The following is a 26,224-nucleotide window of genomic DNA, read 5'->3' on the forward strand; positions in this document are numbered from 1 at the left end:
GGGGAGTTGGAGGACTTGGTATTAGGTGGTGTTGCGTGTTTTGATTAAGTTTAGTAAAGGTTATTGGACTCTGCCCCGGAGTGGGACGTGAATCTTGAAATTCGATCCTCTGCTGCAAGCTTCGCTAACGCCCGATCGGCACTTCCGACCTCACTTGTGAGTCTACCAAAGGCAGAAGCCACCCAGGCGGAGCGCAGAAATTATACCTGTCTAAAATCGGCTGATTCCCTTAATTCCTGAATTCTCTGATTTCTGAGAAACACCCATGACTAACTCGGACGATAACAAAAATCAACTCGCACCCCGCCCCCACCGCCGCTGGTGGCGTCTGCTGCTGCTTAGCGGTACGGGATTGGGCATTATCGCCTTGGTTGGGGCGGCGGTAGGATACCAGTGGGTGCGGGAAAAGTTAGCTCCTTTGGTGGAAACTGAAGTCAGTCAGTTGCTGAAGCGGCCTGTGCAACTCGGACGTTTGGAGGGATTTTCTCTGACAAGTTTGCGGTTTGGCCGATCGACTTTACCTGCAACTGCTACCGATCCCGATTATGCTTCTACAGAAGCAGTTAAAGTCAAGTTTTCGGTTTTGCAACTGCTGTTTACCCGCACTCTCAAATTAGATATTACTTTAGTTAAAGCCAACGCTTATATCGAACAGGATGCTAAAGGCCGCTGGGTTAATCTTCCAACGGCGGAGCGGAAATCTCCGGGTTTATTTAAAACTGAAGTTGAAGCATTTCGAGCTGAAAATTCCGCCGCAGTTTTGGTACCGAGTCCCGCATTAGGACAGAAAACTTCGGCTCCGATTTCTGTAAATTTGAAAAATGGCAGTGCTCTATTTCGCGACCAAAATCAGCGCGTTCTCTACGAAGTAAACGGTCAGTTTACTAACAGCGATAATTTTATACTTAAAGCTGATTCTATGTTACCTGCAGCTCAAACTAACCTGCAGTTGCAAGGTCAAAATTTGCCGTTGCCCGACCTCGCTCGCTTGCTAAGACTTTCCAGCATTTCTTTACAAAAAGGTCTTGCTAATGGCAATTTGACCGTGCAAGTGCGAGAGAATAAAGTATCGGGAATTACCGGGACGGCTAGTTTTGGAGGAGTGCAAGCGAGTATTGCTTCACTGAAACAAATCATACAAAATAGCAGCGGTCAGTTGCGGTTTCAGGGAACTAATATTATTGTCGATAGTCTGGCGGCTAATTACGGTCTAATTCCCCTTAGAATAGCAGGCACAGTTGCCACTGGAACTAATTTTAATTTGGAGAACGCTAGCTTCAATCTAACAACTAACGTGCAACCAGTTGCTTTTGCAAGTGTTGTCAGTGCGGTGGAGACAGAGTTAGGGCAGAAAGTAGTATTACCCGTAGCTGTTGCGGGGGAGGTGAAGGCGGATGCCAAGCTGACTGGAACAGTTGCAATGCCGGTGCTCACAGGTACGATCGCCTCGACAAAACCAGCTACGGTCGATCGACTGCAATTAAACAATATTAGCACTAATTTCAAATTGGAACGCGGGAGAATGGCTCAAACCCCAACTCCCAATTCTCAATCTTCTATTCCCCCTTTTTCCTCTTTAGCTTTGACTGTGAGCGATATTTTGGTAGTGCCGGCGGCGGGTGGTAAAATTGGCGGAAAAGGTGAAGTCGATCTAGCTTTATCAAAGGATAATTCGCGATCGGGTTTAGTGTTTGACTTCCAAGCTGAAAATGTACCCGGAGACGCGATCGCCCAAATTTACGCTCTCCCAATTCCTGCTACTGTTAATATTGGCACTGTCTCCGCAAAAGCTCAAATTTTCGGCCCGTTAGACAACATTCAAGCGAGAGTTCAATGGCAAGCACCGCAAGGAACTTTCCCCGCTGCGGGCGAAATTCGAGCCGCAAGGAATTCGGCTGATTTGCAAAATACGGTTGTGAAAATTGGCGACGCTTCTGTTAACGTGGATGCTGCGCTAAAAGACCGTCAATGGCAAGCTTTGATCGAGGGCAATGGCGTGGATATAAACAGTTTGCAGCAAATCCTGCCAGACCTTAATTTGCCTCCTGAACTAGCGGGTTTGTTCAGCGGAACCGTCGAAGCAGCAGGAACTCTGGACGATTTAAGTTTAAATGCGATCGCTGCGACGGGCAAAGGAACGCTGAATATTGCTGACAGTATTGTTGATGTTAATGGCGAACTAGAATCGGGTCGATGGCAAGTTTTTGGCAATACTGAAAAAGTTGCAGTCAATCAATTGATTGATATTGGCTTGCCGTTATTAACACGGGAAACGACCGCAGATATAGACAATCTAAAATCCAAAATCGAAAATCTAAAATCGTTAGGCGGACAGCTAGCCGGTGAATTTCGAGTGGCGGGAAATGTTGACGATTTGACGGCTGGCGGAATCAATGTTACTGGCAACGGTAGGCTCAATTTTGCCGACAGCAATGTGAATTTAAACGGAGAATTGGTAGCGGGAAATTGGCAAGCAACAGCAGAAACAGATCGCACTTCCATCAGTCGCTTGGTAGATTTGACACTGCCGATTTTAGATGTGGCTTCAGCATTCAATACCGAAAATCAGCAATCTGCCAATCTCAACAATCTAAAATCCAAAATCCAAAATCTAAAATCGATTGACGGACTGCTATCGAGTCAATTTACAGCATCGGGAAGTCTTGACAATTTGACTGCTAGCAGCATCAATGCCAGCGGCAGCGGCAGACTCAATCTTGCCGGCAGTGATGTGAATTTTAAAGGAGAATTGGCAGCGGGAAATTGGCAGGGAACCGCAGAAACCGATCGCACTTCCATCAGTCGTCTGGTAGATTTAGGATTGCCGATTTTAGATGTGGCTTCAGCATTCAATCCCGAAAATCCCCAAACAGTCGCCAATATCAACAATCTAAAATCCCAAATCCAAAATCTCAAATCGCTTGAGGGACAAATATCCAATCAAATTCAAGCCAGCGGCAGTCTTGATAATTCAACCGCCGCTAACATAGGCGTCAGCAGCAGCGGCACACTCAATATAGGGGACGGTACTCTTGCTTTTAGAGGTAAATTAGAAGACAGACGCTGGCAAGCTTTCGCCGATGCCGATCGAGTTATTCTCAGTCGCTTAGCACTAGATTTGGGAATACCTATTTTAGATGTAGCTTCAGCATTTAATCCCGGAAGTCAGCAAACTGCCAACATCAACAATCTAAAATCCAAAATCCAAAATCTAAAATCGATTGACGGCAGAGTTAACGGCGAATTCCAAGCAGCGGGCAGTTTGGATAACTTGACAGCCAAGGGAATTAGTGGTAGTGGAGAAGGACGGATTTTGGTCGATCGACTCGGGGCGATCGATACTACGGCAAAATTGGAAAACGGCAACTTGCAAGCATTGCTGGAAACCAACGGAATTGCCGTCAGTAATTTAGAACAAACCCTCAAAGAAACAGGTTTGCTGACAGCGGATTTACCGCCAGAAATTGAGGGAACCCTCGACGGCCAAGTCCGCATTCTGGGAACAGTAGATAATCTAACCGCCAACGGCATCACCGCCAACGGCGACGGACAAATTCGACTCGCCAACGGCGGAGGAATTGTCAATGCTAAAGGCAGCGCCGCATCGGGGAATTGGCGGGCGTCTATCGAGGGCGAGCAAATTGCTCTAAGTCGCTTCCAGCAAGCCTTTGAGTCGCAGCGACAAAGCTTGCAAACCGGAGGTGTAGTCTCTGGTTCCCAAAATCTCCCCCAGCTTGCAGGACTGTTTAACGGCAATATCAATTTATCCGGCCCGATTGCGGCGGGCACGGGGGCACCGCCCCTACAAAATGTTCGCGCCGGCGGCAGTTTCCGCATCTCGGAATTGCCGTTTTTGAAACAACCTTTTGAGGCAGTATTTAATTGGGACGGCCAACGGGTGGAAATTGAGAACGCCACAACTCCCGGTTTGACAGCCAACGGCTTTGTTAACGTCGCACTCGCAGGTCAAGGAGGGCCCTCAATTTCCAACTTAGATTTGGATGTCAGACTCGCCAACTTTAACCTGGAAGCCTTACCAGCAGAACAAGTAGGATTTTTGTCTACAATTGCGGACAAAAATTCCTCACAGCAAAACCCACCCCTGCGCGGCAATGTCGATTTTACCGGCAGCCTCAGCGGAACCCTCGCCGCCCTCAGCTTAGTGGGCGACGTGGAAGTGCGGGATTTAGCCGTAAATCAAATCGCTTTTGACCCGGTACTGGCGGGGACTGTGAATGCGGATGCTGGGAAAAGTGTAGATTTGCGTTTGACCGGCGCCAGCGACAAAATCGAAGTAGCTTTAAATCAATCTTTTTTGCCGACATCTTTCTTAATTCAACGCGGGGAATCTGTCGCTAGGGGCCAAACCGAGGGAGAAACTTTGCGAGTTAATTTAAGCGATTTTCCCCTCGCTGCTTTGAATTTATCACCGGGTAAAGAGGCGGGTTTGGGGCCGATAACTGGTACAGTTTCGGGACAAGTAAATGTGCCCGGTTGGAAGATGCCGTTAAATCCGGCGACTTTGCAAGCAAGCGGACAAATTGCGATCGCCCAACCGGCGATCGGCTACATTAAAGGTGACAGTTTCCAAGCCGAATTCAGCTACGCTAACGGCAGCGCCACTCTCACAAATGGCATATTCCGCCAAGGCAGCGGTCAATACTTAATTTCCGGTAATGTTCAAACAGGCGCAAACCCTCAATTTGCCGGGAAAGTTAACGTACAGCAAGGCAATTTGCAACAGGTTTTAGCCGCTTTGCAATATTTCAATTTAGGCGACTTGGCTAGAGGCCTAAAACCTCCCGTTTACGGTGACAGTGGCGACGTGCAAACTGTGGCAGTGGGAGAACCAGAAGCCCCGCTAATCGAACAGTTGCGCCGCTTGGCAGAAATTGAAATACTTTTGCAGCAGCAGCAGCAAGCAGTGGAAGCATCAGAAAAATTGCCTCCCTTATCCCAATTGCAAGGCACTTTTGGTGCGGAAATTGCTGTCGCAGGTTCTTTGCAAACGGGTGTGCAAGCTCAATTTAATGTGAAAGGTGATAACTGGCAGTGGGGAGAATATGTTGCTGAAACGTTCAGCCTTGAAGGCAGTTTTCAGGACGGGATTTTAACTGTTTTGCCTCTGGAAATTCGATCGGGCAAAAGTGCGATCGGCTTTTCGGGACAACTCGGACAAAAAGCTCAATCCGGGCAGTTGCGCGTAGAAAATGTGCCCGTCGAAGAGTTAGCAAAACTGGTGGAATTGCCTTTTGTGGATGTCACTGGAAATTTGAATTTGCGGGCGAACTTGGCCGGCAGTTTGGAAAACCCGCAAGCCACTGGGGAATTGAGTTTGCTTGAGGGTACGCTAAACGGAGAACCGATTAAACAAGCCGACGGCAGTTTCAGTTACAGCAATGCCCGCCTGAATTTTGGCGGCAGCGCTTTGGTAACTCAAACCGAACCGATTGAGGTCGCCGGAAGTTTGCCTTTTGAGTTGCCGTTTGCAGCGGTGAAAGCTGACAGCAATCAAATCGATTTGAGGGCGAATTTGCAAAATGAAGGTTTGGCAATTATTAATGTATTGACTCCGCAAGTTGAGTGGGTCAGCGGTCAGGGACAGGTGCAAATTCGCGTGGGAGGGACGCTGCAAGACCCTGTAGCGCAAGGAATTGCAAATTTTGAAAATGCAACCGTCCGCGCGCAAGCCTTCCCAGAACCGCTGACAGGGCTGACTGGGACGATGCGCTTTGAGGGCGATCGTATTCGGGTAGAAGGAATTCGGGGACAGTTGAGTCAGGGAGAAGTTGTCGCCGCTGGCGTGATTCCGTTGTCTGTGCCCTTTGCGGAGGGCGATGTCGATGCGGATAATGCTTTGGCTGTAAATTTAGACAAGTTGGCAGTGAACCTCAGAGGATTGTACAGTGGCGGCGTAGTCGGTCAAGTGCAGGCAAGGGGCACGGCTAGGCGTCCGCAGTTGAGCGGTAATATTGAACTGTACAACGGTGAAGTATTTCTCCGAAGTCCCGGCGGCGGCAGAACTGAGTTAGCTTCTTCCTCTTCTGCTTCTGATTCTGATTCTGATTCCACATCTTCTGCTTCTCCTGCGACAGAGGTTTCTGATTCCCCTTCTGCTGCGACTTCCCCTTCCCCTTCCCCTTCCCCTTCCCCTTCCTTTGAAGTTGGATTGAACGATTTGCGGCTGAATTTGGGCCGGGGAATTCGGGTAACGAGTGCGCCGATATTGAGTTTTCAGGCGACTGGGGGCTTGACGGTGAATGGAACTTTAGATGACCTTCGCCCGGAGGGTACGATTCGGTTGACTTCCGGGTCGGTGAATTTGTTTACGACGCAGTTTAGACTCGATCGAGGATACCCGCAGACTGCGACCTTTGTACCAACACAAGGACTCGATCCGACGCTGGATGTGAGATTAGCAACTTCGGTGCAGGAAGTAACGCGGTTCCGCACTCCCGGCGCATCTGTAGCCTCTGAAATAGCAGACGAACCGACAACTTTCGGCAGCGTGCGGAGTGTCCGAGTTCAAGCGTTAGTGCAGGGAAGGGCTTCTCAGTTGGGGGAAAATCTGGAGTTGAGGAGTTCTCCGAGTCGATCGGAAACAGAGATTGTAGCGCTGTTGGGCGGCAGTTTCGTGCAGACTTTGGGACAGGGAGACAGTACACTGGCGATCGCAAATTTAGCCGGTGCGGGTTTATTGAACAACCTTCAATCTGCGATTACCAACGCCACAGGATTGAGCGAATTTCGCTTATTTCCCACTCGGATTAGAGGTAACGAAGCACAAACTGCTAGTTCCAGTTCTGGTGCGGGTTCTCTCGGCTTAGGTTTAGAAGTTGGGTTTGACATCACGCGCAATATTTCAGCATCAATCATTCGAGTTTTGTCAGCAAATCAACCGACAGAATTTACTGTGCGCTATCGATTGAGCGATAAAATTTTACTCAGAAGTTCCAGTAATTTTCAAGGAGACAATCGCGTCACCGCTGAATATGAATTGAGGTTTTAGTTGGCAAAAAATACTGTATACAAAAAGCTGACTATCCTCAATCAGGAGCAGAGAACGTGAAAAGAAGAGAAGCACTCAAATTGGTAACAGTAAGCATGAGTTCTTTAATAGGGACAATATATTACTCTGGAAACCAATATATGCTTGGAAGTACGGTCAAAAATTATTATGACTGGATATTACTCTACTGGATGCCCTATGACAATAATCTCTCAAGATTCGGGCAACCAATTATTCAAATGCTAAGTAAAGGTGTAAAAAATGACAAAATTTTAGTAGTAGTACAATCAGACTTTAGTGGGTCAGCACAAGTTTCTAGAAGCATCATTAGCCAAGGTAAAGTTGATACGCAATACTTAGAAACAGCAGATAGTAGTAGTGCAGAAGTTTTGAGTGAATATCTGACTTGGGCACAATCTAAATTTCAAGCCAAACGCTGGGCTATTGTGTTTTTAGGTCATGGTGGAACGCTTATGGAAATTAGCCCCGATGAACATCCCACCTCCCCTTTAATTTCAGAAATTAGATGGATGAACATTCAAAAAATCAATCAAGTTATATTTAATTTTAACCAATCTGTAAAGGGAAATCTAGAATTATTATTTTTTCAAAATTGTAACAAAGGAAATATTGAAGTACACCATACCTTCCAAAATACTGCTAAGTATACGCTTTCATCTCAACTCCAACTTGGAGTGCCAAATTACTATTATGAGCAATTATTAAGTGATTTGAGCGATTATCCAGACATTGATGGTTCTCAGCTAGCTCAAAAGATTATGGATTATGAACCGCATAATATGTACCATAGTTTGACATTAACTAACAATCATTATTTTCGCTATTTTCCCGAAAAAGTTAATGTGGTAATTGATTCTATTTTGCAAGCAGACATTGCGCCTGTGAAAGTTTTTATATCCTCCATTTTAGGGGCGGAAGTCAATTTTCCCAATAACAATACTGTAGTAGTTTATCGTAACTTTGGAGAAACCTTTGTTGATGTCGCCACTTTTTTACAAAAGCTTACTCAATTATCAGGTGCAAGTCCGTCAGCTTGTAACGATTTATTGTTATTTTTAAATAATTTTCTTATTCAGAGAGTGCAACAGCATGGTGAATTACTTGATTTAAAAATTAGAGATAAGTATAAAAACTTATCAGGTTTAGGTTTATTTTTACCTAGAAATCCGCAGCAACTGGAAAAGTATTTGTATTTATCGGTTTATTCAGACTTAAAGCTTGTAGAGCTTTTTGAGGCAGTTGTATTCGCGACAAAAAAGAACTAAAGATATGGGGAATATTTTACTTTCCCGACTTCACAGAAGCAGTCAGGGAAGTAAAACAACAGCCAGCATTCGCTCCCAATTCCCACTTCCCAATGCTATAATATAAATAGCAGAATTAAAGCCCTGCTGTTAACCCCGCACACAAGGTTAGAGGAGTTAAGTCAAATGGCAAACAAACTCCAAGTCAATACACAGTCGATCGGCTACAGCGACTTTTACTGGAACCGCTTTAGTCCGAAAGTTGCGACTATCAGCAGCGTCCGCAACGCCAATCACTGGGACGGCGGATTCATCACCTATATTGCATTTCCCACAAAAGTAGAAGCTACAGCAGCAATGAAATATTTGCTCTTGCATCAAAAAGCTGCTGATGTCGATATGCGGAAAGCCAAGCGCATGAAAGCAAAAGGCATTCGGTGGGAACTTAAAATTCGGGGTTTAGCTTTTAATGAAGTGCTGAAACTGGCAACAATGGATATAACTGGAAAGCTAGTTATGTCGCATGCAACTACTACTGAAGCCACAGGCTGATAAAAGCATTCAGATAATAGGTTGGGTTGAGACAACAAAACCCAACCCTTCCCATATTTGTCAATATCCATCTTCCTCTCTTTTCTCCTCCTCTGTGTCCTCTGCGCCCTCTGCGGTTAATAAAAAAAATCCTATAAAATATATGCGTTTCATCAGCCCCAAAACAGACTTTGCATTCAAAAAAATATTCGCTTCTTCCGAACATCCAGAAATTCTCATCAGCTTCCTAAATGCAATGCTGTATAACGGAGAACCAACCATCCAAGAAATAGAAATCATTGACCCTTATTCAGCCGGCAGCGTTACAGGATTGAAAGACACTTACCTGGATGTCAAAGCCAAGATTACCGGGAACAAAACCGTGATTGTGGAAATGCAGGTACTCAATGTAGCCGCTTTTGAAAAACGAGTAGTGTACAATGCAGCCAAAACCTATTCTACTCAACTCAAAGCTGGAGAAGGTTATTTAAAGTTAAATCCGGTCATTGCTTTAACCATCACCGACTTTATCTTATTTGAAAACACCGAAAAACTAATTTCCAAGTTTGAATTCACAGAAATTGAAGAGAAATTCGTCTATCCCAACTGCGAGTTAAAATTAGTGTTTGTGGAGTTACCAAAATTTAAAAAAGAATTGAATGAACTCGAAACTCTGCCGGAAAAATGGCTCTACTTTGTGAAAAACGCGCCCTCTTTGGAAGCAGTACCAGATACATTGGGGTCTGTTGAAGAGATTAATACCGCGCTGGGAATTGCCAACCGAGCAAATTTGACACTAGACGAATTGAATGATGTAGACAAGCGAGAAATGTTTATCCAAGACCAAATCGGGTCTGTGATGAAAGGGATAGAAATTGGTCTACAACAGGGGATTGAACAGGGAATACAACAAGGAATCGAACAGGGAATCGAACAGGGAATCGAAAGGGGTAAAATTGAAGGGGAAATAGGATTAATTATGCGTCTACTGGTGCGGCGGGTGGGTGAGGTAACACAGGAAGTTCAAACTCGCATCCAGGGATTATCTGGGGAACAGTTAGATGATTTGGGAGATGCTTTGTTGGATTTTAGGAGTCAAGAGGATTTGATGGCGTGGTTGGATTCGGCGGCGGGATGAATTCTCGTAGGGGCGAGTTTTACAAACAATCTGTGCCTTTGACCCATAATCTCATAAACCCGCTCCCACCCAACGGCAAATCTCGCTCTACCTCTATCAAACCTGCCTTAAATCATAGGAGAATTGCCTTAATTGCTGACGATCGCACTTACGGATATAATTACATCGGGAAATGCGATCGGGTTAACTGTTCCACCTGTTAGCGTGAATTTGGAACCGTAATCTCCGTCTTGGGGGTCTCGAAATACGACCAACTGTCTGTTGTTGAGGTTAACTACCCAGTATTCGGGGATTCCGACTTCAGCATAGATTTTCGTTTTCGTCTCCAAGTCTTTGACGAGTGTGGAATCAGAGTATTCAATCAGCCAAAAAATGTTTTCTGGATAGGGGTGATGTTCGAGGTATGTGCGGCCCAAGGGCTGTACGATCGCAATATCTGGTTCTGGTTCCGAGTTGTTAGGAAGGGTAATGGGTTTTGCCGATCGGATTGTAGCGCGATCGCCTAACAGCCGGATCAGATATGCTCCTGCTTCGCTGCTAAAATAGGCGTGGGGTTCTCCTTCCGGCGACATTTCTACAATTTCTCCTTTTAGCAACTCTACGCGCCGATGTTCCAAGATGCCCGCAGATATCATTTGGTGGTATTGGGCGATCGTCCATTTGGCTGCAATTACGCTCATGGCGATGTTTTTTGATTGCTTTTTAATTTTTAATTGTAGCTGATTTTTGATTTTAGGCGATCGGCGGTTGAAATCGTTTCTTGTCAAACGAAGTCCTAGCAGAGGGGGACTGAAGAATCAACCCGAGATTAAAGCAGGATTTGCTATGATATCGAATGTGGCTTAAATGCCTCCTCGATTTCGCTTGTCTGCGGAGGCAGACTTTGTTTGTGCGCGATCGGTTTCAACCGCCGGGTGCAATCTATGCAAATACTGCTTCTACGGCTTTCGGCAATGCGATGGGTACGAAATATGCGACTGGATACAAATAATCTTCACCTGATTCATCAATAACTCGGATAAATTGATGTTTCGCAGCGCGATTATCCGGTATTATTCGATAAATTTTTCGCACTTCCAAGGATGCTTGATAGTCTTGATTGTTAATGCAAACTACAAATTGTGTTTCTAAGTTAAACTTCAACATATTTGCATAAAGTAGTCTGTTCAGAAGCAGTTGCATCTGTCAACAAAATCGTCCCCTCAGTTGTCAATTCCCATCTATCGCGAGGCGAACCTGTTTCTATATATCGCTGAACCAAGCCATCAGCAGCCAGTTTTTTTAAGACAACCATCATGTCAGGTTCTCGCGGTACATCTCGACGGGAAAGTGCATTCGCGAGTTCGTACCAACTCCACTTTCCTTGACCTTTAGCTACTAATTCCAGCAGCACTAATTCAAGCTGGGTTAATTGAGTTAGGTTTTTCATTGGTTTTATCGTATAACTTATCCAACTCGAAAAGATTGCCCCATCGCTTGAAATTCTTGAGTCTCTTCTCGCTGCAATTGCTGTCTAATTTTGGCAAATTTCCTAACTGTTTCCACAGAGTACAACCGTTCTCCACAGCTTAGGCAAACTTCAGCGGATACTTTTAAGATAGCAGTATGCTTGCCGCCCCGTCAAAGTTTATCGACTTCTTTGATAACTATTTCACCGCCGCAATTAGGGCATTTTTCTACAGAGTTCATTCGTAATTTCTCCTAGGCAAATACTGCTTCTACGGCTTTCGGCAATGCGATGGGTACGAAATATGCGACTGGATACAAATAATCTTCACCTGATTCATCAATAACTCGGATAAATTGATGTTCCCCAGCGCGAATATCCGGTATTATTTGGTAGATTTTTCGCACTTCTAAGGATGCTTGATAGTCTTGATTGTTAATGCAAACTACAAATTGTGTTTCTAAGTTATGGGGATTCATGACTCCTCCTATAAAATATATTTGATTTTAATTTCTTTTTTTCCAATGCCGTGTGCTTCGTACCAATGTAGCTCAGCTTCGCAGGCTGTACCATCAGTAAGGATAATTGTTGCAATTCCTTTGAGTTTTCTCCAACGTCCATTACCATAATTTTTATGCAAACGTTCCACTTCCCGAATTGAGTTGCCAACTGCTATTGTTTCAATATTAGTAATGTTTCCGATAATTTGAAAGTTCATTCGACATCAAACATGATGTTAACAATTAGTATCACTGGTAGGCTTTTAGCCCAGTCCGGTGAATGCCAGGTATACGAAACGTAGAAGTAGCGAGGTTTCGTGGTTCAAGCTTTGGTTATTATAACCTTCACGAAACTCTGTAACCCTTAGATGTTACACTCTACAAGTCTCGACGCGAGAGAAGAGAGATTCCCTCCTCCACACACACCCCCCCCACACACTCCCAACCCACCCAATCTCGCCCCCACTGGGAGGTGCCCCCTATGTGCTTTGGTGTTGAATTTTAATTCGTTGTAGTACAACCATTTGTTATTCACACGCCAACCTATTCGATCGCCAAAAGCGTCCCAAATTTCCCGATCGTATTCTCTGCTTCCTCCCAGACTTTGATAGATGCGTTTCTGCACCGAAAAGCCGAAACGTCCGTTACTGTATTTTACCCAAAGTTGGTCAATAGTTCGTAAGTCTTCACAGGGGAATCGATCGATATCTTCAGCCCTCAGCCAGCCATCCCCCGCTCTCCCCGCTACTTCCAGCATTTTTATTGCCGTTTCCCCATCCGCCTCTTGCCATTTTCCGCTAGCCAACAGCCGATCGAGGTTGCGATAATTGACTCCTTTTGCTGAAATCAAATTTATACGTTGTGGCTGTGGCTGCGGGCTAGGAATATTTTGTTTGGGGCGCCAAAGGGTTCCTATCCATTGTAGAATTGGTGGCGGTGGCTGCGGGCTAGGAATCGTTGGTGAAACACCCCCTCTTTGTCCCCAATTGCCAATGGTGGCTTGTGGAAGCATAGCCAACCATTTTTCCACCGACTGAGGGCGCTTTGTCGCATCCATTTCCATCCCTTTCATAATTGCCTGATGCACCGCATCGCTAATATTAGGATTAATCTGAAACGGCGGCTTTAAAGGATGATTTAAAGCCCTCATAAATGCAGCAGTTGGTGGTGTTTTCGTTAGCAGATAGTATAGCGTTGCCGCCAGAGCATAAACATCTGTGTACTCAGCAAATCTGCCCATTTCCCCGTACTGTTCGGGAGGCGCAAAACCATGTGTTAACCCAAAAGTCATTTGTTGAGTGCGATCTGGAATAAAACCCCGCGCTAAACCAAAATCAATCAAAACTGCATCTTGATTGTCACGCACCATAATGTTTTGTGGCTTGATATCCCTATGGAGTAAACCTTTTTCGTGAACTATTATTACGGCTTCTCCTGCTTGGCAGATGTAGTTTAAAGCTTCAGTTTCTGACAAAATACCGCGCCTTTCCACCCATTTCCACAAATCTTCTCCTGCCACATATTCCATCGCAATGCAAGGCAAATTACCATGATCGAAATAGTTGTCTATTTGCACAATATTGGGATGCCTGCACACAGATAGCTTTACCGCCTCATCCCGGAATCTGTCCCGATACCGGGCAAAATTTGGATCTCTCAATAATTCATCTTTCAGCGTTTTGATGACAACCCGCTGCCTGTTTTGCGCCTTCTGCGCTAGGTACGTGACCCCAAAGCCACCCTCACCTAACTTGCCTTCAATGATATACCGATCGCCATTTAACCGCTGCCCCGGCGTCCAAACCATTCTCCTCACCGCCAACCAATATTAATTTTTATCTCGGCCTAGCCTGTATTTTAACTGTATTTTCTAAGTTCGGTTTAGTTCCACGGGCCCAACTTCAGTTCGCCTTCCCGGTGATGGTTGGCTTTTAGTTCGATCGCCCTTTTCCCACATAATTCGATCGACAAATTCGCAGCAATCTCATTAAGAATCATAAATCGTAAAACCTGTTTGTCCAAACAGACCCTTTCTATGGCAACCTGAAAAACAGCAGACACATTTTTATAGACCTTAGTAACAAAACTCTACCAACCAGTTATGCAAACTCTGCCGAACCCCACTAAAATCCCCGCCACCGAACCAACCTTCGACACCACCATCAAACGCCGCAAAACCCGTCCCGTAAAAGTCGGTAGCGTCACCATCGGCGGCGGCAACCCCGTCGTAGTCCAGTCGATGATTAACGAAGACACCCTCGACATCGACGGTTCAGTCGCCGGAATTCGGCGCTTGCACGAGATTGGCTGCGAAATCGTCCGCGTCACCGTGCCCAGCATGGCCCACGCCAAAGCTTTAGCCGAAATCAAGCAAAAACTGCACGCCACCTACCAACCCGTGCCCCTCGTCGCCGATGTCCACCACAACGGCATGAAAATTGCCCTCGAAGTCGCCAAACACGTAGACAAAGTGAGAATCAATCCCGGACTTTACGTGTTCGAGAAGCCGAAAGCCGACAGAAGCGAATACACCGACGCCGAATTCGCGGAAATTGGCGAAAAAATCCGCGAAACCCTGGAACCTCTGGTGATTTCCCTGCGCGACCAAGGCAAAGCTTTGCGAATCGGCGTCAATCACGGTTCCCTCGCCGAACGGATGCTGTTTACCTACGGCGACACGCCCGAAGGCATGGTGGAATCGGCCCTGGAATTCATCAAAATTTGCGAATCCCTCGACTTCCGAAATATTGTAATTTCCCTGAAAGCCTCCCGCGCGCCCGTGATGGTGGCTGCTTACCGCTTGATGGTGCACCGGATGGACGAACTCGGCATGGATTACCCGCTGCATTTGGGCGTCACGGAAGCAGGAGACGGCGAATACGGCCGCATCAAATCCACCGCAGGCCTCGCACCGCTGCTGACTGACGGTATCGGCGACACCATCCGCGTCTCGTTGACCGAGGCGCCGGAAAAGGAGATTCCCGTCTGCTACAGCATTCTGCAAGCCTTGGGACTGCGGAAAACGATGGTTGAGTATGTCGCTTGTCCTTCCTGCGGTCGCACTTTGTTTAATTTAGAGGAAGTGTTACACAAAGTGAGAGAGGCGACGAAGCATCTCACCGGTTTGGATATAGCAGTAATGGGCTGTATTGTCAATGGGCCGGGAGAAATGGCTGATGCTGATTACGGCTATGTCGGGAAGCAACCGGGTTATATTTCGCTGTACCGGGGCCGGGAAGAAATTAAGAAGGTGCCGGAAGACCGGGGCGTGGCAGAATTGATTGACTTGATTAAATCGGACGATCGCTGGGTTGATCCTTAATTGCTGTCGATCGTCCCTAGGGAGTGTTTTTAAACCCGGAGATCCCCCCTAACCCCCCTTAGTAAGGGGGGGACAAGAGCGCTCAAAGTCCTTGTTCAGGGGGGACAATAACGCTCAAAGTCCCCCTTCTTAAGGGGGATTTAGGGGGATCGAGACTTTGATACAAACGAAAGAGATAGAGGGTTTCAGTCTTAAGTTGACACCGCAGAAGTCGGCAAAGTGGAATAATATATGTAGGCCAAACGCGAGCCGGCCTTGCCTGTGTTAGATTGAGCGTAATTATTCTGAACTCTTTTCCTCCCGCGCGTCAGACAAATGGTTATAACAAAACGAGGGCTTGTTCTAAGTGCAGCAGCAGTGGTACTCACTGCTGTAACTCTTGCGAACACTGGTTGCAGTTCTAAATCTCTGGCTTCTTTTCGGGGAAGCCCTAAAGAGTTGGTTGATGAAGTTTGGCAAATTATTGACAAAAGTTATGTAGATGGCACTTTTAACCAGGTTGACTGGAAAGCGGTGCGAAATGATTATTTGAACCGGACTTATACCAGCGACGACGAAGCTTACAAAGCAATTCGGGAAATGTTGAAGAAGCTGGATGATCCTTATACGCGGTTTATGGACCCTCAAGAGTTCAGAAATATGCAGGTTGAAACTTCTGGGGAACTGACAGGAGTTGGGATTCAGTTGACTCAAGATGAGGAAACTAAGAAGTTGGTGGTGATTTCGCCGATCGAAGATACCCCTGCTTTTAGTGCTGGTATTCTGGCCAAAGATATCATTACTAAGATTGACGGCAAGAGCACAGAAGGCATGGATACGAATCAAGCGGTAAGTTTGATTCGCGGTCAGGTGAATACTGAGGTGACGCTGACTATTTTGCGGGGAAGCAAGGAATTAGAATTTAAGCTGAAGCGCGCTAAAATTGAAATTCATCCTGTGCGGAAGTCGGTGCAGAAAACTCCAATCGGAGAAGTGGGCTATATTCGCTTAAATCAGTTTAGTGCCAATGCTGCATCGGAAATGCGATCGGCAATTAAGGATTTGGAACAGAAAAAGGTAACGGGCTATATTTTAGACTTGCGTTCCAATCCCGGCGGGTTGCTGTACGGAAGTATTGAAATTGCTCGGATGTGGCTCAAAGAAGGTACGATCGTCTCGACGGTCGATCGAGTCGGTGAGGCCGATAAACAAACGGCAAATAAGGGAGCGATCACAGACAAACCGTTAGTTATACTGGTAGACGGCGGTTCAGCAAGTGCTAGCGAGATTCTATCCGGTGCTTTGCAAGACAACAAACGCGCGGTTTTGGTGGGAACAAAGACGTTTGGTAAAGGTTTAGTTCAGTCAGTACGCGGTGTGGGAAATGGTGCCGGTTTAGCGGTGACAATTGCCAAGTATTTTACTCCCAACGGCACTGATATTAACCACGCCGGGATTGAACCAGATTTCAAGGTAGAACTCACCGACGCTCAAAAACAGGAATTGAGGCGCGATCGCGATAAAATTGCTACGACGGCAGATCCGCAATACGCGAAAGCTATGGAAGTTTTGACAAAGCAAGTTACTGGTAAAACAGGGAACAATAAGGCGGAGGCGAAACCGAATGCTGCGCCAGCTAAGCCGACGGCGGCGCAGGCCAAACCGAGTGTGGCACCGGCTAAATCCAAGTAGTTTTTAGTCACAAAAACTTCAGTAAAGAAGGACTAAAGTCCTCACTACGAACCTGGTTTGTAGTGAGGACTTTAGTCCTTCTTATCTTCAATCTAAAATCTAAAATCTAAAATCTAAAATTTGGTTGGTTGGCATTTGCCGGCGCGAATTAATCCAATGCGGCGGGCAATGGCATCTTCGGGCGAATCGTAAGGGCCCCACTTTTCAATAATACTGGGGTTTTGTTCTTCGAGTTGCGCGATCCTCTGCGAGGACTCCGCCAACGGCAAAATTTCGCAATTACCGGCAGGACGTTTGATAATATAAAATTTGGGTGTTTCTGTCATAGCTAAATTCGTCAAATAAAAGCTGGATACTAACTAGGCAATTGGCTCATTATATCAAATAAGGAAACGGCAGTGCCGTGTCCCAAGCGTGTCTTAGCATTAAACTCGCATTCCAGTAGTGGCTGAAACCCCTTCTGGGCTGCGGATTTAACCGCCTGCAACTAATAAGAATTAAAAAAAACTAACACTTTGGGAAGATGCCACAAAATTTATCTATGATAAAAATATAGACATTTGTCTAAACAGTGCATTAAACCCTTTCAGAACTACCCAAATATTGTAATCAATACCAAAAAAACCATGCAATTTTTGCCCAAAACAATTCCTGAAATTCAACCAGAAATTCAACCAGTTAACGAATCACCGCCAGAACTTGTTACTTTCGATGTCGGCGGGATGAAATGTGCCGGCTGCGCTAAAGCTGTGGAACGCCAACTCATGCAGTATTCAGGCGTGATTTCAGCTTGCGTTAACTTGGCGGTAGAAGTCGCGACGGTTGAGTGTCAACCGGGGGCTGTCGATGCAGAGGCTTTAGCGAAAAAGTTGACTGATAATGGATTTCCCTCTCAGTCTCGTTTAGGGGAAAATCAGCGGGAAGCAGAAGCGGCAACAATTGAACGACGGCGACAAGAAATTCGACAGCAAATCAAGCAATTGACGATCGCCCTTATCCTAATTATTCTATCCGGTTTAGGTCACGTACTCGGCACAAAAGCCCCAATTCTCAGCAATATTTGGTTTCACTGGGGACTCGCCACCCTAGCTTTGCTGCTACCGGGCCGCCCGATTATCGTTGATGGGTGCCGCAGTTTGTGGCGAAATGCACCCAACATGAATACTTTGGTAGCTTTAGGCGCTGTTACAGCTTACACAGCTAGCAACGCGGCGCTGCTGTTTCCACGGATGGGATGGGAGTGCTTTTTTGACGAACCGGTGATGCTGCTGGGCTTTATTCTGTTGGGCAAAACTCTCGAACAGCAAGCCAGACGGCGCGCTGCATCAGCTTTGCAAGCTTTAATCGCATTGCAACCGGCGAAAGCCCGCTTAGTTGATTTTAAACTCCCAAGTTTAGATTGGCGATCGGAAGAATTGCCTTTAAATTCGACATCAGAGGTCTACAATCCACAATACATTGAAATTCCAGCCGATCGCGTCCGAGTCGGAGAATGGCTGCAAGTTTTGCCAGGGGAAAAAATTCCGGTAGATGGTGAAATTTGCGAAGGCAAAACAACCATAGATGAGTCGATGCTGACTGGCGAATCGCTGCCGGTTTTGAAGCAGCCAGGAGATACAGTTGCGGCGGGAACTATCAATAAATCCGGGGCAGTTGTGATGCGGGCCACTCGCACCGGTAAGGAAACAACTGTAGCTCAAATGGTGGCTTTGGTGCAGGCAGCCCAAACTCGCAAAGCGCCGATTCAAAATTTAGCTGATACTGTGGCGGGATATTTTGTGTATGGGGTGATGGCGATATCGGTTTTAACTTTCCTATTTTGGTATTTTGCCGGCACTCATATTTGGCCTTCTGTGCTTTTAGGACACGGGGCAATGGATATGGGACACGGGGCAATGAATATGGGAAATGAATTGCCAATTATCCATTATCAATCGCCTTTGCTCTTAAGTTTGAAATTGGCGATCGCAGTTTTAGTGATTGCTTGTCCTTGCGCTTTGGGACTGGCTACCCCAACTGCAATTTTAGTCGGTTCTGGCATCGGGGCGGAGCGCGGGCTTTTAATTCGCGGTGGTGATGTTTTAGAACGGGTGCATCAATTAGATACGGTGGTTTTTGACAAGACTGGCACTCTGACAACCGGAAATCTAACACTCACAGATTATTTGCCGATTTTCCAGAATTCGGAGTGGGATTTGAACTCAGATATTAATGTTGGAAACAGGCAAGATGCCTGTTCCACAATTGATGGGGTTTCTGGCAGGGTTGACTCCAAACTGCTGCAACTTGCGGCGGCGGTGGAAAGGGGCGCTTGTCATCCCATCGCCGCAGCGATTTTGCTGGAAGCTCAACAGCAAGGTTTGCCGCTGCTAGCTGCTGAGGATTTCTGCACGGAACCGGGCTTGGGGGTTTCTGCTTTGGTGGAGGGCCGGCGGGTGTTCGCGGGGAATGCGGAGTGGATGAAGGAGCAGGGGGTCGCTGTGGCGACGGAATTGTCGGGGTCTTTGCAAGGCAAAACGGCGGTTTACGTGGCTTCTGAGGGCGTTTTGCTGGGGGTAATCGGGCTAAAAGATACTCTGAGGCCGGATGCTAAGGCGACCGTGGAACGTTTGCGAGGCATGGGATTGCGGGTGATGATGCTGACGGGGGATACGCCGTCGGCGGCGGCGGCGACGGCGCAGCAGCTAGGTTTGGCGGCGGCTGATGTTTTGGCCGGGGTGCGGCCGGAGGGGAAGGCGAGGGCGATCGCACTTTTGCAAGCCCAAGGCTGTAAAGTGGCTGTGGTGGGGGATGGTATCAATGATGCGCCGGCTTTGGCTCAAGCTGATGTCGGTATCGGTTTGCACTGCGGCACTGATGTAGCAGTTGAAACTGCTCAAATTGTGCTGATGCGAAATGCTTTGATGGATGTTGTTGAGTCGATCGAGCTGGGGCGCGCTACTTTTAATAAGATTCGCCAAAATTTATTTTGGGCTTTTGGTTACAATACTCTGGGAATTCCGGTGGCAGCGGGTATCTTGCTGCCTGCAACCGGAATTCTACTCAGTCCTGCGGCGGCCGGAGCATTTATGGCGTTTAGTTCTGTTAGCGTGGTTACAAATTCTTTGTTTTTGCGCCGAGGATTTCGAGCTTAAATTTAGGGATTGCATATAAAAGTCGGAGGCCATCGGTCATTAGCTAGAAACTAATGACTAATGGCCTCATTCCAAGACGGATACAAGCCCCCCACACCAGGAGTCGAGACCAAAGAAGTTTCGACGTTAGTTCGAGGCCCCAGATTTATCTGTGGAGTCACTCTAAAATCTAAAATGTAAAATCGACTGACTGATGGCTACAGTGCCATACTTTCCAAAAGTCGCCAGTTATTGTTGTTCATAATTGAACGACTCACTAGCTCGAACATTTGACGGCAGTGGTTGTTGGTTTGCAGGGGCAGTTCTTCGTTTTTAATCACGAAGTTCATGCGAACCTCTGAGTCGCTGGCCGTGTTTTTCTCAATTAGGACTTCTGCGGTGACAAGTTTGGCAATGGAAACTTGACCGGGAAGCTCGCGAGCCATGACGGAATCTCCTGTATTGTAGATAATATCAAGATTGCATGACTCTAAAATTTCAATCAGGGATTGACGGAGACGGTCGATCGGAACGGCAACGATAAAAAAACCAGTATAGCGAGCCATAGACAACTCCAGCCGTGAGGCATTTAGACTTTATTATCATACCGAACCTAGAACAGATGCACAGAACAATATGGATTTATTTTATTCAGGTGGAAAGTTAGGGCAATGAAAGGCAAACTTATCGTGTTTGAGGGGGTTGAAGGTGCGGGTAAAACTACGCAAATGCAGCGCTTGATACAGTTCCTGCAAGTAAGTTGCTTTCTGAGAGTCCGCTTGGTGGCTACTCGCGAACCGGGGGGTACTGACCTGGGAAGGGGACTGCGACATTTGCTGCTGAAACAAGATGGGGCCGAATCTGTATCCGATCGAGCAGAATTACTCATGTACGCGGCCGATCGCGCTCAACACGTCGAAACTTTTCTCAAACCCGAGTTATCTAAGGGAACGATTGTTTTATGCGATCGCTTTACTGACTCTACGATTGCTTATCAGGGCTACGGCCGCAGTCTTAACTTAAATTTAATTAAGCAGTTGAATGAAATTGCCACGGGTGGCTTGGAAAGCGATCTGACTTTGTGGCTGGATATTAATGTGGAGGAGGGTTTGGCGAGGGTAAGGGCGAGGGGAGGGTGCGATCGGATCGAGCAAGCTGATTTGAAGTTTCACCGCCTTGTGCAGCAAGGTTTTGCGGAGTTAGCCAAGGCAAATAAATCTCGAATTGTCCGGATAAATGCCGATCGGCCTGAATATGAAGTCGCTCAGGAAATTCAAGCTATTGTCACTCGCAGGTTAGAAGCTTGGGGATATTTAAATAATACCAATTCTGAAAAATAGCGCTAGATAATTTGTAGAGACACAGCAATGCCCTGTCCGGCGCCGCCAACTTACAATTTAACTTCTTAACTCACAACAATTATTTAGCATTACGTTAAAACACAATAACCTTTTGGTATTATAGCAACCCCGCCCGACGCTTAAGATGTTCTTAATTGCTGAAACCCTACATTTTATTCCTTCATCCTTCATCCTGATATCCGTTACATCTGAGATATTGCAACATTCTCAATTACTTGTTTAGGAACAGGCAAGATGCCTGTTCCACAAAGAGTAAATTTTCTTGTGGAACAGGCATCTTGCCTGTTCCTGAGAATGGTGCAAGATGTGAGTTACATCCGTTACATCCGTTACCGAATCCGTTGCCGAACTTCCTTCTTCCTAAGCAAACATGAATTATTTCACATCATTAATCGGACAAGAGCGAGCAGTAGAATTGCTAACTCAAGCAGTCGAGCAAAACCGAATTGCTCCTGGTTATTTATTTGTCGGTTCTAACGGCATCGGCAAAAGTTTAGCTGCTCAGTGTTTCATCGAGCTTTTATTCTCAGCCAATATTCCCGAAACCAGACTAATAGCCTCCGTGCAAAATCGCGTGAGACAGCGAAATCATCCAGACTTACTTTGGGTAGAACCAACTTACATGAACCAAGGCAAACGGCTTACACCAAAGGAAGCAGAGGAAGCCGGTTTAAAGCGGAAAGCACCACCACAAATTCGCTTAGAACAAGTTCGAGAAATCAGTGATTTTCTCAGCCGACCGCCGCTAGAAGCTGGGCGTTCAGTCGTAGTTTTGGAACAAGCAGAAACAATGGGTGAGGGAGCCGCTAACGGCTTGTTGAAGACATTGGAAGAACCGGGAAAAGCAGCGCTAATCTTAATTGCTCCGACTGTGGAAGCTTTGCTGCCAACTTTAATTTCTCGTTGTCAAAAAATCCAGTTTTCACGGCTGAATCCCGAAGCAATGGCACAAGTTTTGCAGCAAGCCGGATTCGCGCAGATATTGGATCATTCCGAGGTACTGGGGATGGCTCAGGGCAGTCCTGGGGAGGCAATTGCTATTTGGCAGCAACTGCAATCAATACCCGATGATTTGCTGCAAAAGGTGAAGCAGTTGCCTCAAAATCTGCGGTCTGCTTTGGAATTAGCCAAGGAAATTGATAAAACTTTAGATACTGAATCTCAGTTGTGGTTAATCGATTATTTACAACACTGTTATTGGCAGCAATTTTTGGCAGGGGGAATTAGTCGATCGCCCTTAGAACCCTTGGAAAAAGCGCGACAATATTTGCTAAACTACGTACAGCCGCGATTAGTTTGGGAATGCACACTTATGGGAATATGTCAAGCATAATTTATTGCCAAGTTTGAACCAAATACGATGAGTAACACGATGGAAAAAGCCACATTTGCCGCCGGTTGTTTTTGGGGAGTTGAACACAAGTTTCGCGCCGTTGCGGGTGTCGTCTCGACTGCTGCGGGCTACACAGGAGGCCACTGGCCGAATCCCTGTTACCTGGATGTTTGCGCCAGAGTCACCGGTCACGCTGAATCAGTGCTGCTAGAGTACGATCGATCGCAGGTGAGTTACGAAACACTGCTAGATGTATTTTGGAACTGTCACGATCCTACCCAAATCAATCGCCAAGGCCCCGACAGAGGCGAACACTACAGGTCTGTGATTTTTTATCACAATTGGGAACAAGAAAAAGCCGCTCGCGAATCCAAACAAAAATTACAACTTTCCGGTAAATACGACAAAGATATTGCCACCGAAATCAAACCTGCTGGTGAATTTTATATGGCAGAGGATTACCACCAGCAATATATTGAGAAAAAGCGGCAGTCGTCAAAAGTGATTAGTTAAAAAGTAGGCAGACGCGAGCAAAAATCAAAAATATTAGGGGTGGGTAAGGCAATGATCTATACTAGCGGCCAGTTTATTATTAATGCAAAACCCTGCCTCCTCCAAGCCATGTTTATTTCCACCTACTCAGTAATAAATCATTAGTGATGAGATAGTGTTTGGTAGGGGCAATCCCCGCGTGGTAAGCCGATGCGATGGGGATGCGGTGCAAGTCTCAGCTTTGAAAATTGCTAAAAGAATATAGATGCGGGGCTGAAAAAGCCAGTCTGAAGAGGATTGAGAGCGTTTTAAACAGCTTGTTACGCAAGTCATAATTTTATAAAAATGCTGTATTAGTTGGGCGCGTAAGACCCAAACAATTTTGCAATAAAGCCTAAATAAAGATAGGGCATTTCTGTTTCTATTTTCCTCAGTAATCCCAGTTTTTGCGTCCCGGAGGGAAGAGTATGTAGTTTGGCAGTCTTGCTTGTTTATTTGCTAAGCTAGAGGTGGCGCTCTGTCATCAATAAACTTTAGATTTATGCACAGGTTATTAACTGGGAAACTGCGAATAGAGTATTTAACAATACCAATCGCTAATCTTCCAGCAAATCTATCCGGTACTAAAATTGTACAGCTTACGGACTTTCACTATGACGGGGTGCGGCTGTCGGAATGGTTGCTAGAAGAGGCGATTGCTGCGGCCAATGAAGCTGAACCAGACATGATTTTTTTAACTGGTGACTTTATTAGCTACGATCCCGCACCTATTTACGGCTTAGTGCAGCGATTGAAAAACTTGCAAAGTCGAGTGGGAATTTACGCGGTTTTGGGCAATCACGACCACTATTGGCCAGGGGCAAAAACAGAGGTTGCTAATGCTTTAAATAGCGTCGGGATTCGGGTTTTGTACAACGAAGCAATCTATCCTTTGGGGTCTGAATTGGCTTTAGTTGGGCTGGCTGATTTTTGGTCGGGGGATTTTGCGCCTAAACCTGTCATGGCATCAATAAATCCCGCGATTTCTCGGATTGTCTTGTCTCACAATCCTGATACTGCTGAAAATCTGCAAAATTGGCGGATTGATTTGCAGTTGTCTGGGCACACTCACGGCGGTCAAATCGTTATTCCCGGTATCGGCCCTTTGTACGCTTGGGTCAGAAAAATTGGCTCTTTGATTCCTCAACGAATCGGAAAGTTCATTCCTTTTGTCTCGGCTTGGGATCGAGTAGTTACTCACTGGGAATGGGCTAGCGGTTTGCATCAGGTTGGGAGTAATTTGCTGTACGTGAATCGCGGTTTGGGAACTTATGCGCCGGGGAGGCTATTTTGTCCGCCGGAGGTGACAGTAATTACTTTGGTTTGTCAACACCCGTAAGGGCGGTTTAGGGTGCACACTTTCCCGATAATAGATAATATAGCCCCAGGAAGAAGGAAGAAGGAAGAGGGAAGAAGGAAGAGGGATTTTTCTATAATTTCTATTATTTTTAATTGGCTTCTCCAAAGCGATAGCCTCTGCCATAGACTGTGTGAATTAGGACTGATTCGCCCGGAACTTCTATTTTGCGGCGCAGCAGGCGAATTTGAGCGGCTAATACATTGCTGCTGGGTTTTTCTGCTTCACTCCACAAATACTGGTGGATTTGTTCGTGTGTTAGCAATTGACCGGGATGGCGCATTAAGTATTCTAATAACTGACATTCTTTTTCTGATAAGTCAATTGTGCGATCGCCCCGATAAGCTAATTGATTGTCGTAGTCTAGCTGTAAATCTGCAACTTGCAGCCGCCCGACAGCAACCTCGGCATCAAAAGTAGGAGGCCGCCGCAGTAATGCGCGGACTCTGGCTAGCAGTTCTCGCAGTTCAAAAGGTTTGACTAAATAGTCGTCTGCACCGGCGTCGAGTCCTTGTACGCGATCGTCTACGGTATCTTTGGCGGTGAGAAATAGCACTGGCGTATTCCGTCCTTGCGATCGCAACTTCTGGCAAATTGCCAGTCCGGTTTGTCTCGGTAGCATCCAATCCAAAATTAGCAAATCGTAATTGCCCTGCATTGCTAAATTGCTGCCACTTGCTCCGTCAAATGCCACATCAACTGTATAACCTTCGCGCGTTAAAACTCGACTCAAAGGGTCAGTTAACTCAACTTCATCATCAACTAAAAGAATCCGCATCCTGATTTCATATTTGAGACTTGAAATTTGAGATTTTAGGTTAAGTAAACTGATTTTTCCTAGATTTTAATGTGTGGAATACTTTCCGATTCGCTGCAAGCTGCTGCTAGCCATTCCTGGATGGCAGGCAAGGCCAAAATCGCATCCGCATACGCTTTTGTTACTGAATCTAATTTGACTCCGTAGGTGACAAAACGCATGACAACGGGGGCAAACATAGCGTCCACTACTGTGAATTTGCCGAACAGCATATTGCCGCCTGTTCCGAATTTTTGACGGCATTCGCGCCAAATGGAAAAGATGCGATCGATCTCTGCTTCTACACCGGCAGTCATCCCTTCTCCCGGATAGCGGTTGCGGCAGTCCATCGGCATATTGTCGCGCAAATTTTGGAACCCCGCGTGCATTTCGGCAGCAATGGAACGGGCGATCGCCCGTTCCGCTACATCTGTCGGCCACAAATCATTTGCAAAGCGTTCTGCAACGTATTCGCAAATTGCTAAAGATTCCCACACTTTCAAGTCGCCGTCGATTAAAACTGGCACTTTTCCCGATGGAGAATAGCGCCGAATTTCCTCATGGGTTGTCGGCCAGTCTAAGGGGATTCTCACCTCGGCAAATTCCAGTCCAGCTTGTTTCATCGCCAGCCAAGCGCGCAGCGACCAAGAGGAATAATTTTTGTTGCCGATTACCAGAGTCAATTTGGTCATAATGTAGCTGTCAGCTATTTCCGATCGTCCGTGCAATTTTAAGTTTTAGAGTTGAATACACAAAAGCGTGACACACAATGGCTATCGCGCGTTAGCGAAGCCCTCGAAGAGGATCGCCGCGTTGTCTGCACCAGCCTCTGCAAGAATTTTACCAAAAA

At 46.3% G+C, this 26,224-nt stretch carries 22 protein-coding genes and 1 pseudogene; 11 read left to right on the plus strand and 12 right to left on the minus strand.

Going from position 1 to position 26,224, the window contains the following annotated elements; translation table 11 throughout:
• Positions 1 to 265 precede the first annotated feature (265 nt).
• The 4 genes from QUB24_RS14900 to QUB24_RS14915 all read left to right on the plus strand — a co-directional run bounded on the left by QUB24_RS14900 (position 266) and on the right by QUB24_RS14915 (position 9,943).
• Positions 266 to 7,009 carry a translocation/assembly module TamB domain-containing protein gene (locus tag QUB24_RS14900; RefSeq protein WP_333153926.1) on the plus strand — a complete coding sequence of 2,248 codons (6,744 nt, stop codon included), beginning with the start codon at positions 266 to 268 and terminating at the stop codon, positions 7,007 to 7,009.
• Between the two features lie 56 nt (positions 7,010 to 7,065).
• Positions 7,066 to 8,295, plus strand: a complete 1,230-nt coding sequence (locus QUB24_RS14905) for a clostripain-related cysteine peptidase (protein WP_333153927.1) — start codon at positions 7,066 to 7,068, stop codon at positions 8,293 to 8,295.
• Between the two features lie 165 nt (positions 8,296 to 8,460).
• Positions 8,461 to 8,826, plus strand: a complete 366-nt coding sequence (locus tag QUB24_RS14910) for a hypothetical protein (RefSeq protein ID WP_333153928.1) — start codon at positions 8,461 to 8,463, stop codon at positions 8,824 to 8,826.
• Positions 8,827 to 8,968: 142 nt separating this feature from the next.
• Complete coding sequence (locus tag QUB24_RS14915; RefSeq protein WP_333153929.1) at positions 8,969 to 9,943, plus strand: Rpn family recombination-promoting nuclease/putative transposase; 975 nt, start codon at positions 8,969 to 8,971, stop codon at positions 9,941 to 9,943.
• A gap of 128 nt (positions 9,944 to 10,071) precedes the next feature.
• Here QUB24_RS14915 and QUB24_RS14920 read toward each other — a convergent pair whose 3' ends face one another.
• From QUB24_RS14920 to QUB24_RS14955, 8 genes and pseudogenes are all read right to left on the minus strand, one after another.
• Entirely contained in the window at positions 10,072 to 10,623 is a 552-nt protein-coding gene (locus QUB24_RS14920; protein WP_333153992.1) for a Uma2 family endonuclease, read from the minus strand.
• Positions 10,624 to 10,864: 241 nt separating this feature from the next.
• Positions 10,865 to 11,089 (minus strand): hypothetical protein, encoded by a 225-nt coding sequence (locus QUB24_RS14925; RefSeq protein ID WP_333153930.1) that lies wholly within the window; start codon positions 11,087 to 11,089, stop codon positions 10,865 to 10,867.
• The gene (locus tag QUB24_RS14930; RefSeq protein ID WP_333153931.1) at positions 11,076 to 11,372 is read right to left on the minus strand and encodes a hypothetical protein; all 297 of its coding nucleotides are present in this window, start codon (positions 11,370 to 11,372) and stop codon (positions 11,076 to 11,078) included. Before QUB24_RS14930 ends, QUB24_RS14925 begins: the two co-directional genes overlap by 14 nt.
• A gap of 17 nt (positions 11,373 to 11,389) precedes the next feature.
• Positions 11,390 to 11,551: pseudogene (locus tag QUB24_RS14935) on the minus strand (YgiT-type zinc finger protein); the annotation flags it as partial.
• 93 nt (positions 11,552 to 11,644) lie between these two features.
• On the minus strand, positions 11,645 to 11,869 hold the full coding sequence (locus QUB24_RS14940) for a hypothetical protein (protein ID WP_333145626.1): 225 nt from the start codon (positions 11,867 to 11,869) through the stop codon (positions 11,645 to 11,647).
• A gap of 8 nt (positions 11,870 to 11,877) precedes the next feature.
• Positions 11,878 to 12,108 carry a hypothetical protein gene (locus tag QUB24_RS14945; RefSeq protein WP_333145624.1) on the minus strand — a complete coding sequence of 77 codons (231 nt, stop codon included), beginning with the start codon at positions 12,106 to 12,108 and terminating at the stop codon, positions 11,878 to 11,880.
• A 146-nt stretch (positions 12,109 to 12,254) separates the two neighbouring features.
• Complete coding sequence (locus QUB24_RS14950) at positions 12,255 to 13,697, minus strand: serine/threonine-protein kinase (RefSeq protein ID WP_333153932.1); 1,443 nt, start codon at positions 13,695 to 13,697, stop codon at positions 12,255 to 12,257.
• A gap of 74 nt (positions 13,698 to 13,771) precedes the next feature.
• Entirely contained in the window at positions 13,772 to 13,951 is a 180-nt protein-coding gene (locus tag QUB24_RS14955) for a hypothetical protein (RefSeq protein WP_333153933.1), read from the minus strand.
• Between the two features lie 40 nt (positions 13,952 to 13,991).
• Here QUB24_RS14955 and ispG point away from each other — a divergent pair, with 40 nt between their 5' ends.
• Both ispG and ctpC read left to right on the plus strand, forming a co-directional pair.
• Complete coding sequence (gene ispG / locus QUB24_RS14960) at positions 13,992 to 15,212, plus strand: (E)-4-hydroxy-3-methylbut-2-enyl-diphosphate synthase (protein ID WP_333153934.1); 1,221 nt, start codon at positions 13,992 to 13,994, stop codon at positions 15,210 to 15,212.
• 315 nt (positions 15,213 to 15,527) lie between these two features.
• Positions 15,528 to 16,883, plus strand: coding sequence for a carboxyl-terminal processing protease CtpC (gene ctpC, locus QUB24_RS14965; RefSeq protein ID WP_333153935.1), 1,356 nt, complete (start codon positions 15,528 to 15,530; stop codon positions 16,881 to 16,883).
• A 113-nt stretch (positions 16,884 to 16,996) separates the two neighbouring features.
• Here ctpC and QUB24_RS14970 read toward each other — a convergent pair whose 3' ends face one another.
• Positions 16,997 to 17,209 carry a DDE transposase family protein gene (locus QUB24_RS14970; RefSeq protein WP_333153936.1) on the minus strand — a complete coding sequence of 71 codons (213 nt, stop codon included), beginning with the start codon at positions 17,207 to 17,209 and terminating at the stop codon, positions 16,997 to 16,999.
• 300 nt (positions 17,210 to 17,509) lie between these two features.
• On the opposite strand from QUB24_RS14970, the gene QUB24_RS14975 reads away from it, so the two are divergent.
• Positions 17,510 to 20,017, plus strand: a complete 2,508-nt coding sequence (locus tag QUB24_RS14975) for a heavy metal translocating P-type ATPase (protein WP_333153937.1) — start codon at positions 17,510 to 17,512, stop codon at positions 20,015 to 20,017.
• 197 nt (positions 20,018 to 20,214) lie between these two features.
• Here the strand turns inward: QUB24_RS14975 and QUB24_RS14980 are convergent, their stop codons facing one another.
• Positions 20,215 to 20,562, minus strand: coding sequence for a hypothetical protein (locus QUB24_RS14980; RefSeq protein ID WP_190659999.1), 348 nt, complete (start codon positions 20,560 to 20,562; stop codon positions 20,215 to 20,217).
• Between the two features lie 105 nt (positions 20,563 to 20,667).
• On the opposite strand from QUB24_RS14980, the gene tmk reads away from it, so the two are divergent.
• From tmk to QUB24_RS15000, 4 genes are all read left to right on the plus strand, one after another.
• A complete protein-coding gene (gene tmk / locus QUB24_RS14985; protein WP_333153938.1) occupies positions 20,668 to 21,336 on the plus strand; it encodes a dTMP kinase in 669 nt (222 codons plus the stop codon).
• Positions 21,337 to 21,727: 391 nt separating this feature from the next.
• The gene (locus QUB24_RS14990) at positions 21,728 to 22,690 is read left to right on the plus strand and encodes a DNA polymerase III subunit delta' (RefSeq protein ID WP_333153939.1); all 963 of its coding nucleotides are present in this window, start codon (positions 21,728 to 21,730) and stop codon (positions 22,688 to 22,690) included.
• 27 nt (positions 22,691 to 22,717) lie between these two features.
• The gene (msrA, locus tag QUB24_RS14995) at positions 22,718 to 23,203 is read left to right on the plus strand and encodes a peptide-methionine (S)-S-oxide reductase MsrA (protein WP_445300410.1); all 486 of its coding nucleotides are present in this window, start codon (positions 22,718 to 22,720) and stop codon (positions 23,201 to 23,203) included.
• 520 nt (positions 23,204 to 23,723) lie between these two features.
• Positions 23,724 to 24,560: a metallophosphoesterase gene (locus QUB24_RS15000; protein WP_333153940.1), complete on the plus strand. Its 837-nt coding sequence runs from the start codon at positions 23,724 to 23,726 to the stop codon at positions 24,558 to 24,560.
• 109 nt (positions 24,561 to 24,669) lie between these two features.
• On the opposite strand, the gene rppA is transcribed toward QUB24_RS15000, so the two are convergent.
• Both rppA and QUB24_RS15010 read right to left on the minus strand, forming a co-directional pair.
• On the minus strand, positions 24,670 to 25,356 hold the full coding sequence (rppA, locus tag QUB24_RS15005; RefSeq protein ID WP_333153941.1) for a two-component system response regulator RppA: 687 nt from the start codon (positions 25,354 to 25,356) through the stop codon (positions 24,670 to 24,672).
• Positions 25,357 to 25,415: 59 nt separating this feature from the next.
• On the minus strand, positions 25,416 to 26,066 hold the full coding sequence (locus QUB24_RS15010) for a glutathione S-transferase family protein (RefSeq protein WP_333153942.1): 651 nt from the start codon (positions 26,064 to 26,066) through the stop codon (positions 25,416 to 25,418).
• Between the last annotated feature and the right edge of the window lie 158 nt (positions 26,067 to 26,224).

This window comes from Microcoleus sp. B9-D4, assembly GCF_036705105.1.
Lineage (GTDB): Bacteria > Cyanobacteriota > Cyanobacteriia > Cyanobacteriales > Microcoleaceae > Microcoleus.

Excerpts from the sequence above, each read along its gene's own strand:
- ispG (WP_333153934.1), top strand. The coding sequence starts at position 13,992 with ATGCAAACTCTGCCGAACCCCACTAAAATCCCCGCCACCGAACCAACC.
- QUB24_RS14980 (WP_190659999.1), bottom strand. The coding sequence starts at position 20,562 with ATGGCTCGCTATACTGGTTTTTTTATCGTTGCCGTTCCGATCGACCGT.
- QUB24_RS14970 (WP_333153936.1), bottom strand. The coding sequence starts at position 17,209 with ATGACAGAAACACCCAAATTTTATATTATCAAACGTCCTGCCGGTAAT.
- QUB24_RS14950 (WP_333153932.1), bottom strand. The coding sequence starts at position 13,697 with ATGGTTTGGACGCCGGGGCAGCGGTTAAATGGCGATCGGTATATCATT.
- ctpC (WP_333153935.1), top strand. The coding sequence starts at position 15,528 with ATGGTTATAACAAAACGAGGGCTTGTTCTAAGTGCAGCAGCAGTGGTA.
- QUB24_RS14940 (WP_333145626.1), bottom strand. The coding sequence starts at position 11,869 with ATGAATCCCCATAACTTAGAAACACAATTTGTAGTTTGCATTAACAAT.
- QUB24_RS14945 (WP_333145624.1), bottom strand. The coding sequence starts at position 12,108 with ATGAACTTTCAAATTATCGGAAACATTACTAATATTGAAACAATAGCA.
- QUB24_RS14920 (WP_333153992.1), bottom strand. The coding sequence starts at position 10,623 with ATGAGCGTAATTGCAGCCAAATGGACGATCGCCCAATACCACCAAATG.
- QUB24_RS14990 (WP_333153939.1), top strand. The coding sequence starts at position 21,728 with ATGAATTATTTCACATCATTAATCGGACAAGAGCGAGCAGTAGAATTG.
- QUB24_RS15010 (WP_333153942.1), bottom strand. The coding sequence starts at position 26,066 with ATGACCAAATTGACTCTGGTAATCGGCAACAAAAATTATTCCTCTTGG.
- QUB24_RS15000 (WP_333153940.1), top strand. The coding sequence starts at position 23,724 with ATGCACAGGTTATTAACTGGGAAACTGCGAATAGAGTATTTAACAATA.
- tmk (WP_333153938.1), top strand. The coding sequence starts at position 20,668 with ATGAAAGGCAAACTTATCGTGTTTGAGGGGGTTGAAGGTGCGGGTAAA.
- QUB24_RS14910 (WP_333153928.1), top strand. The coding sequence starts at position 8,461 with ATGGCAAACAAACTCCAAGTCAATACACAGTCGATCGGCTACAGCGAC.
- rppA (WP_333153941.1), bottom strand. The coding sequence starts at position 25,356 with ATGCGGATTCTTTTAGTTGATGATGAAGTTGAGTTAACTGACCCTTTG.
- QUB24_RS14930 (WP_333153931.1), bottom strand. The coding sequence starts at position 11,372 with ATGAAAAACCTAACTCAATTAACCCAGCTTGAATTAGTGCTGCTGGAA.
- msrA (WP_445300410.1), top strand. The coding sequence starts at position 22,718 with ATGAGTAACACGATGGAAAAAGCCACATTTGCCGCCGGTTGTTTTTGG.
- QUB24_RS14925 (WP_333153930.1), bottom strand. The coding sequence starts at position 11,089 with ATGTTGAAGTTTAACTTAGAAACACAATTTGTAGTTTGCATTAACAAT.
- QUB24_RS14975 (WP_333153937.1), top strand. The coding sequence starts at position 17,510 with ATGCAATTTTTGCCCAAAACAATTCCTGAAATTCAACCAGAAATTCAA.
- QUB24_RS14915 (WP_333153929.1), top strand. The coding sequence starts at position 8,969 with ATGCGTTTCATCAGCCCCAAAACAGACTTTGCATTCAAAAAAATATTC.
- QUB24_RS14900 (WP_333153926.1), top strand. The coding sequence starts at position 266 with ATGACTAACTCGGACGATAACAAAAATCAACTCGCACCCCGCCCCCAC.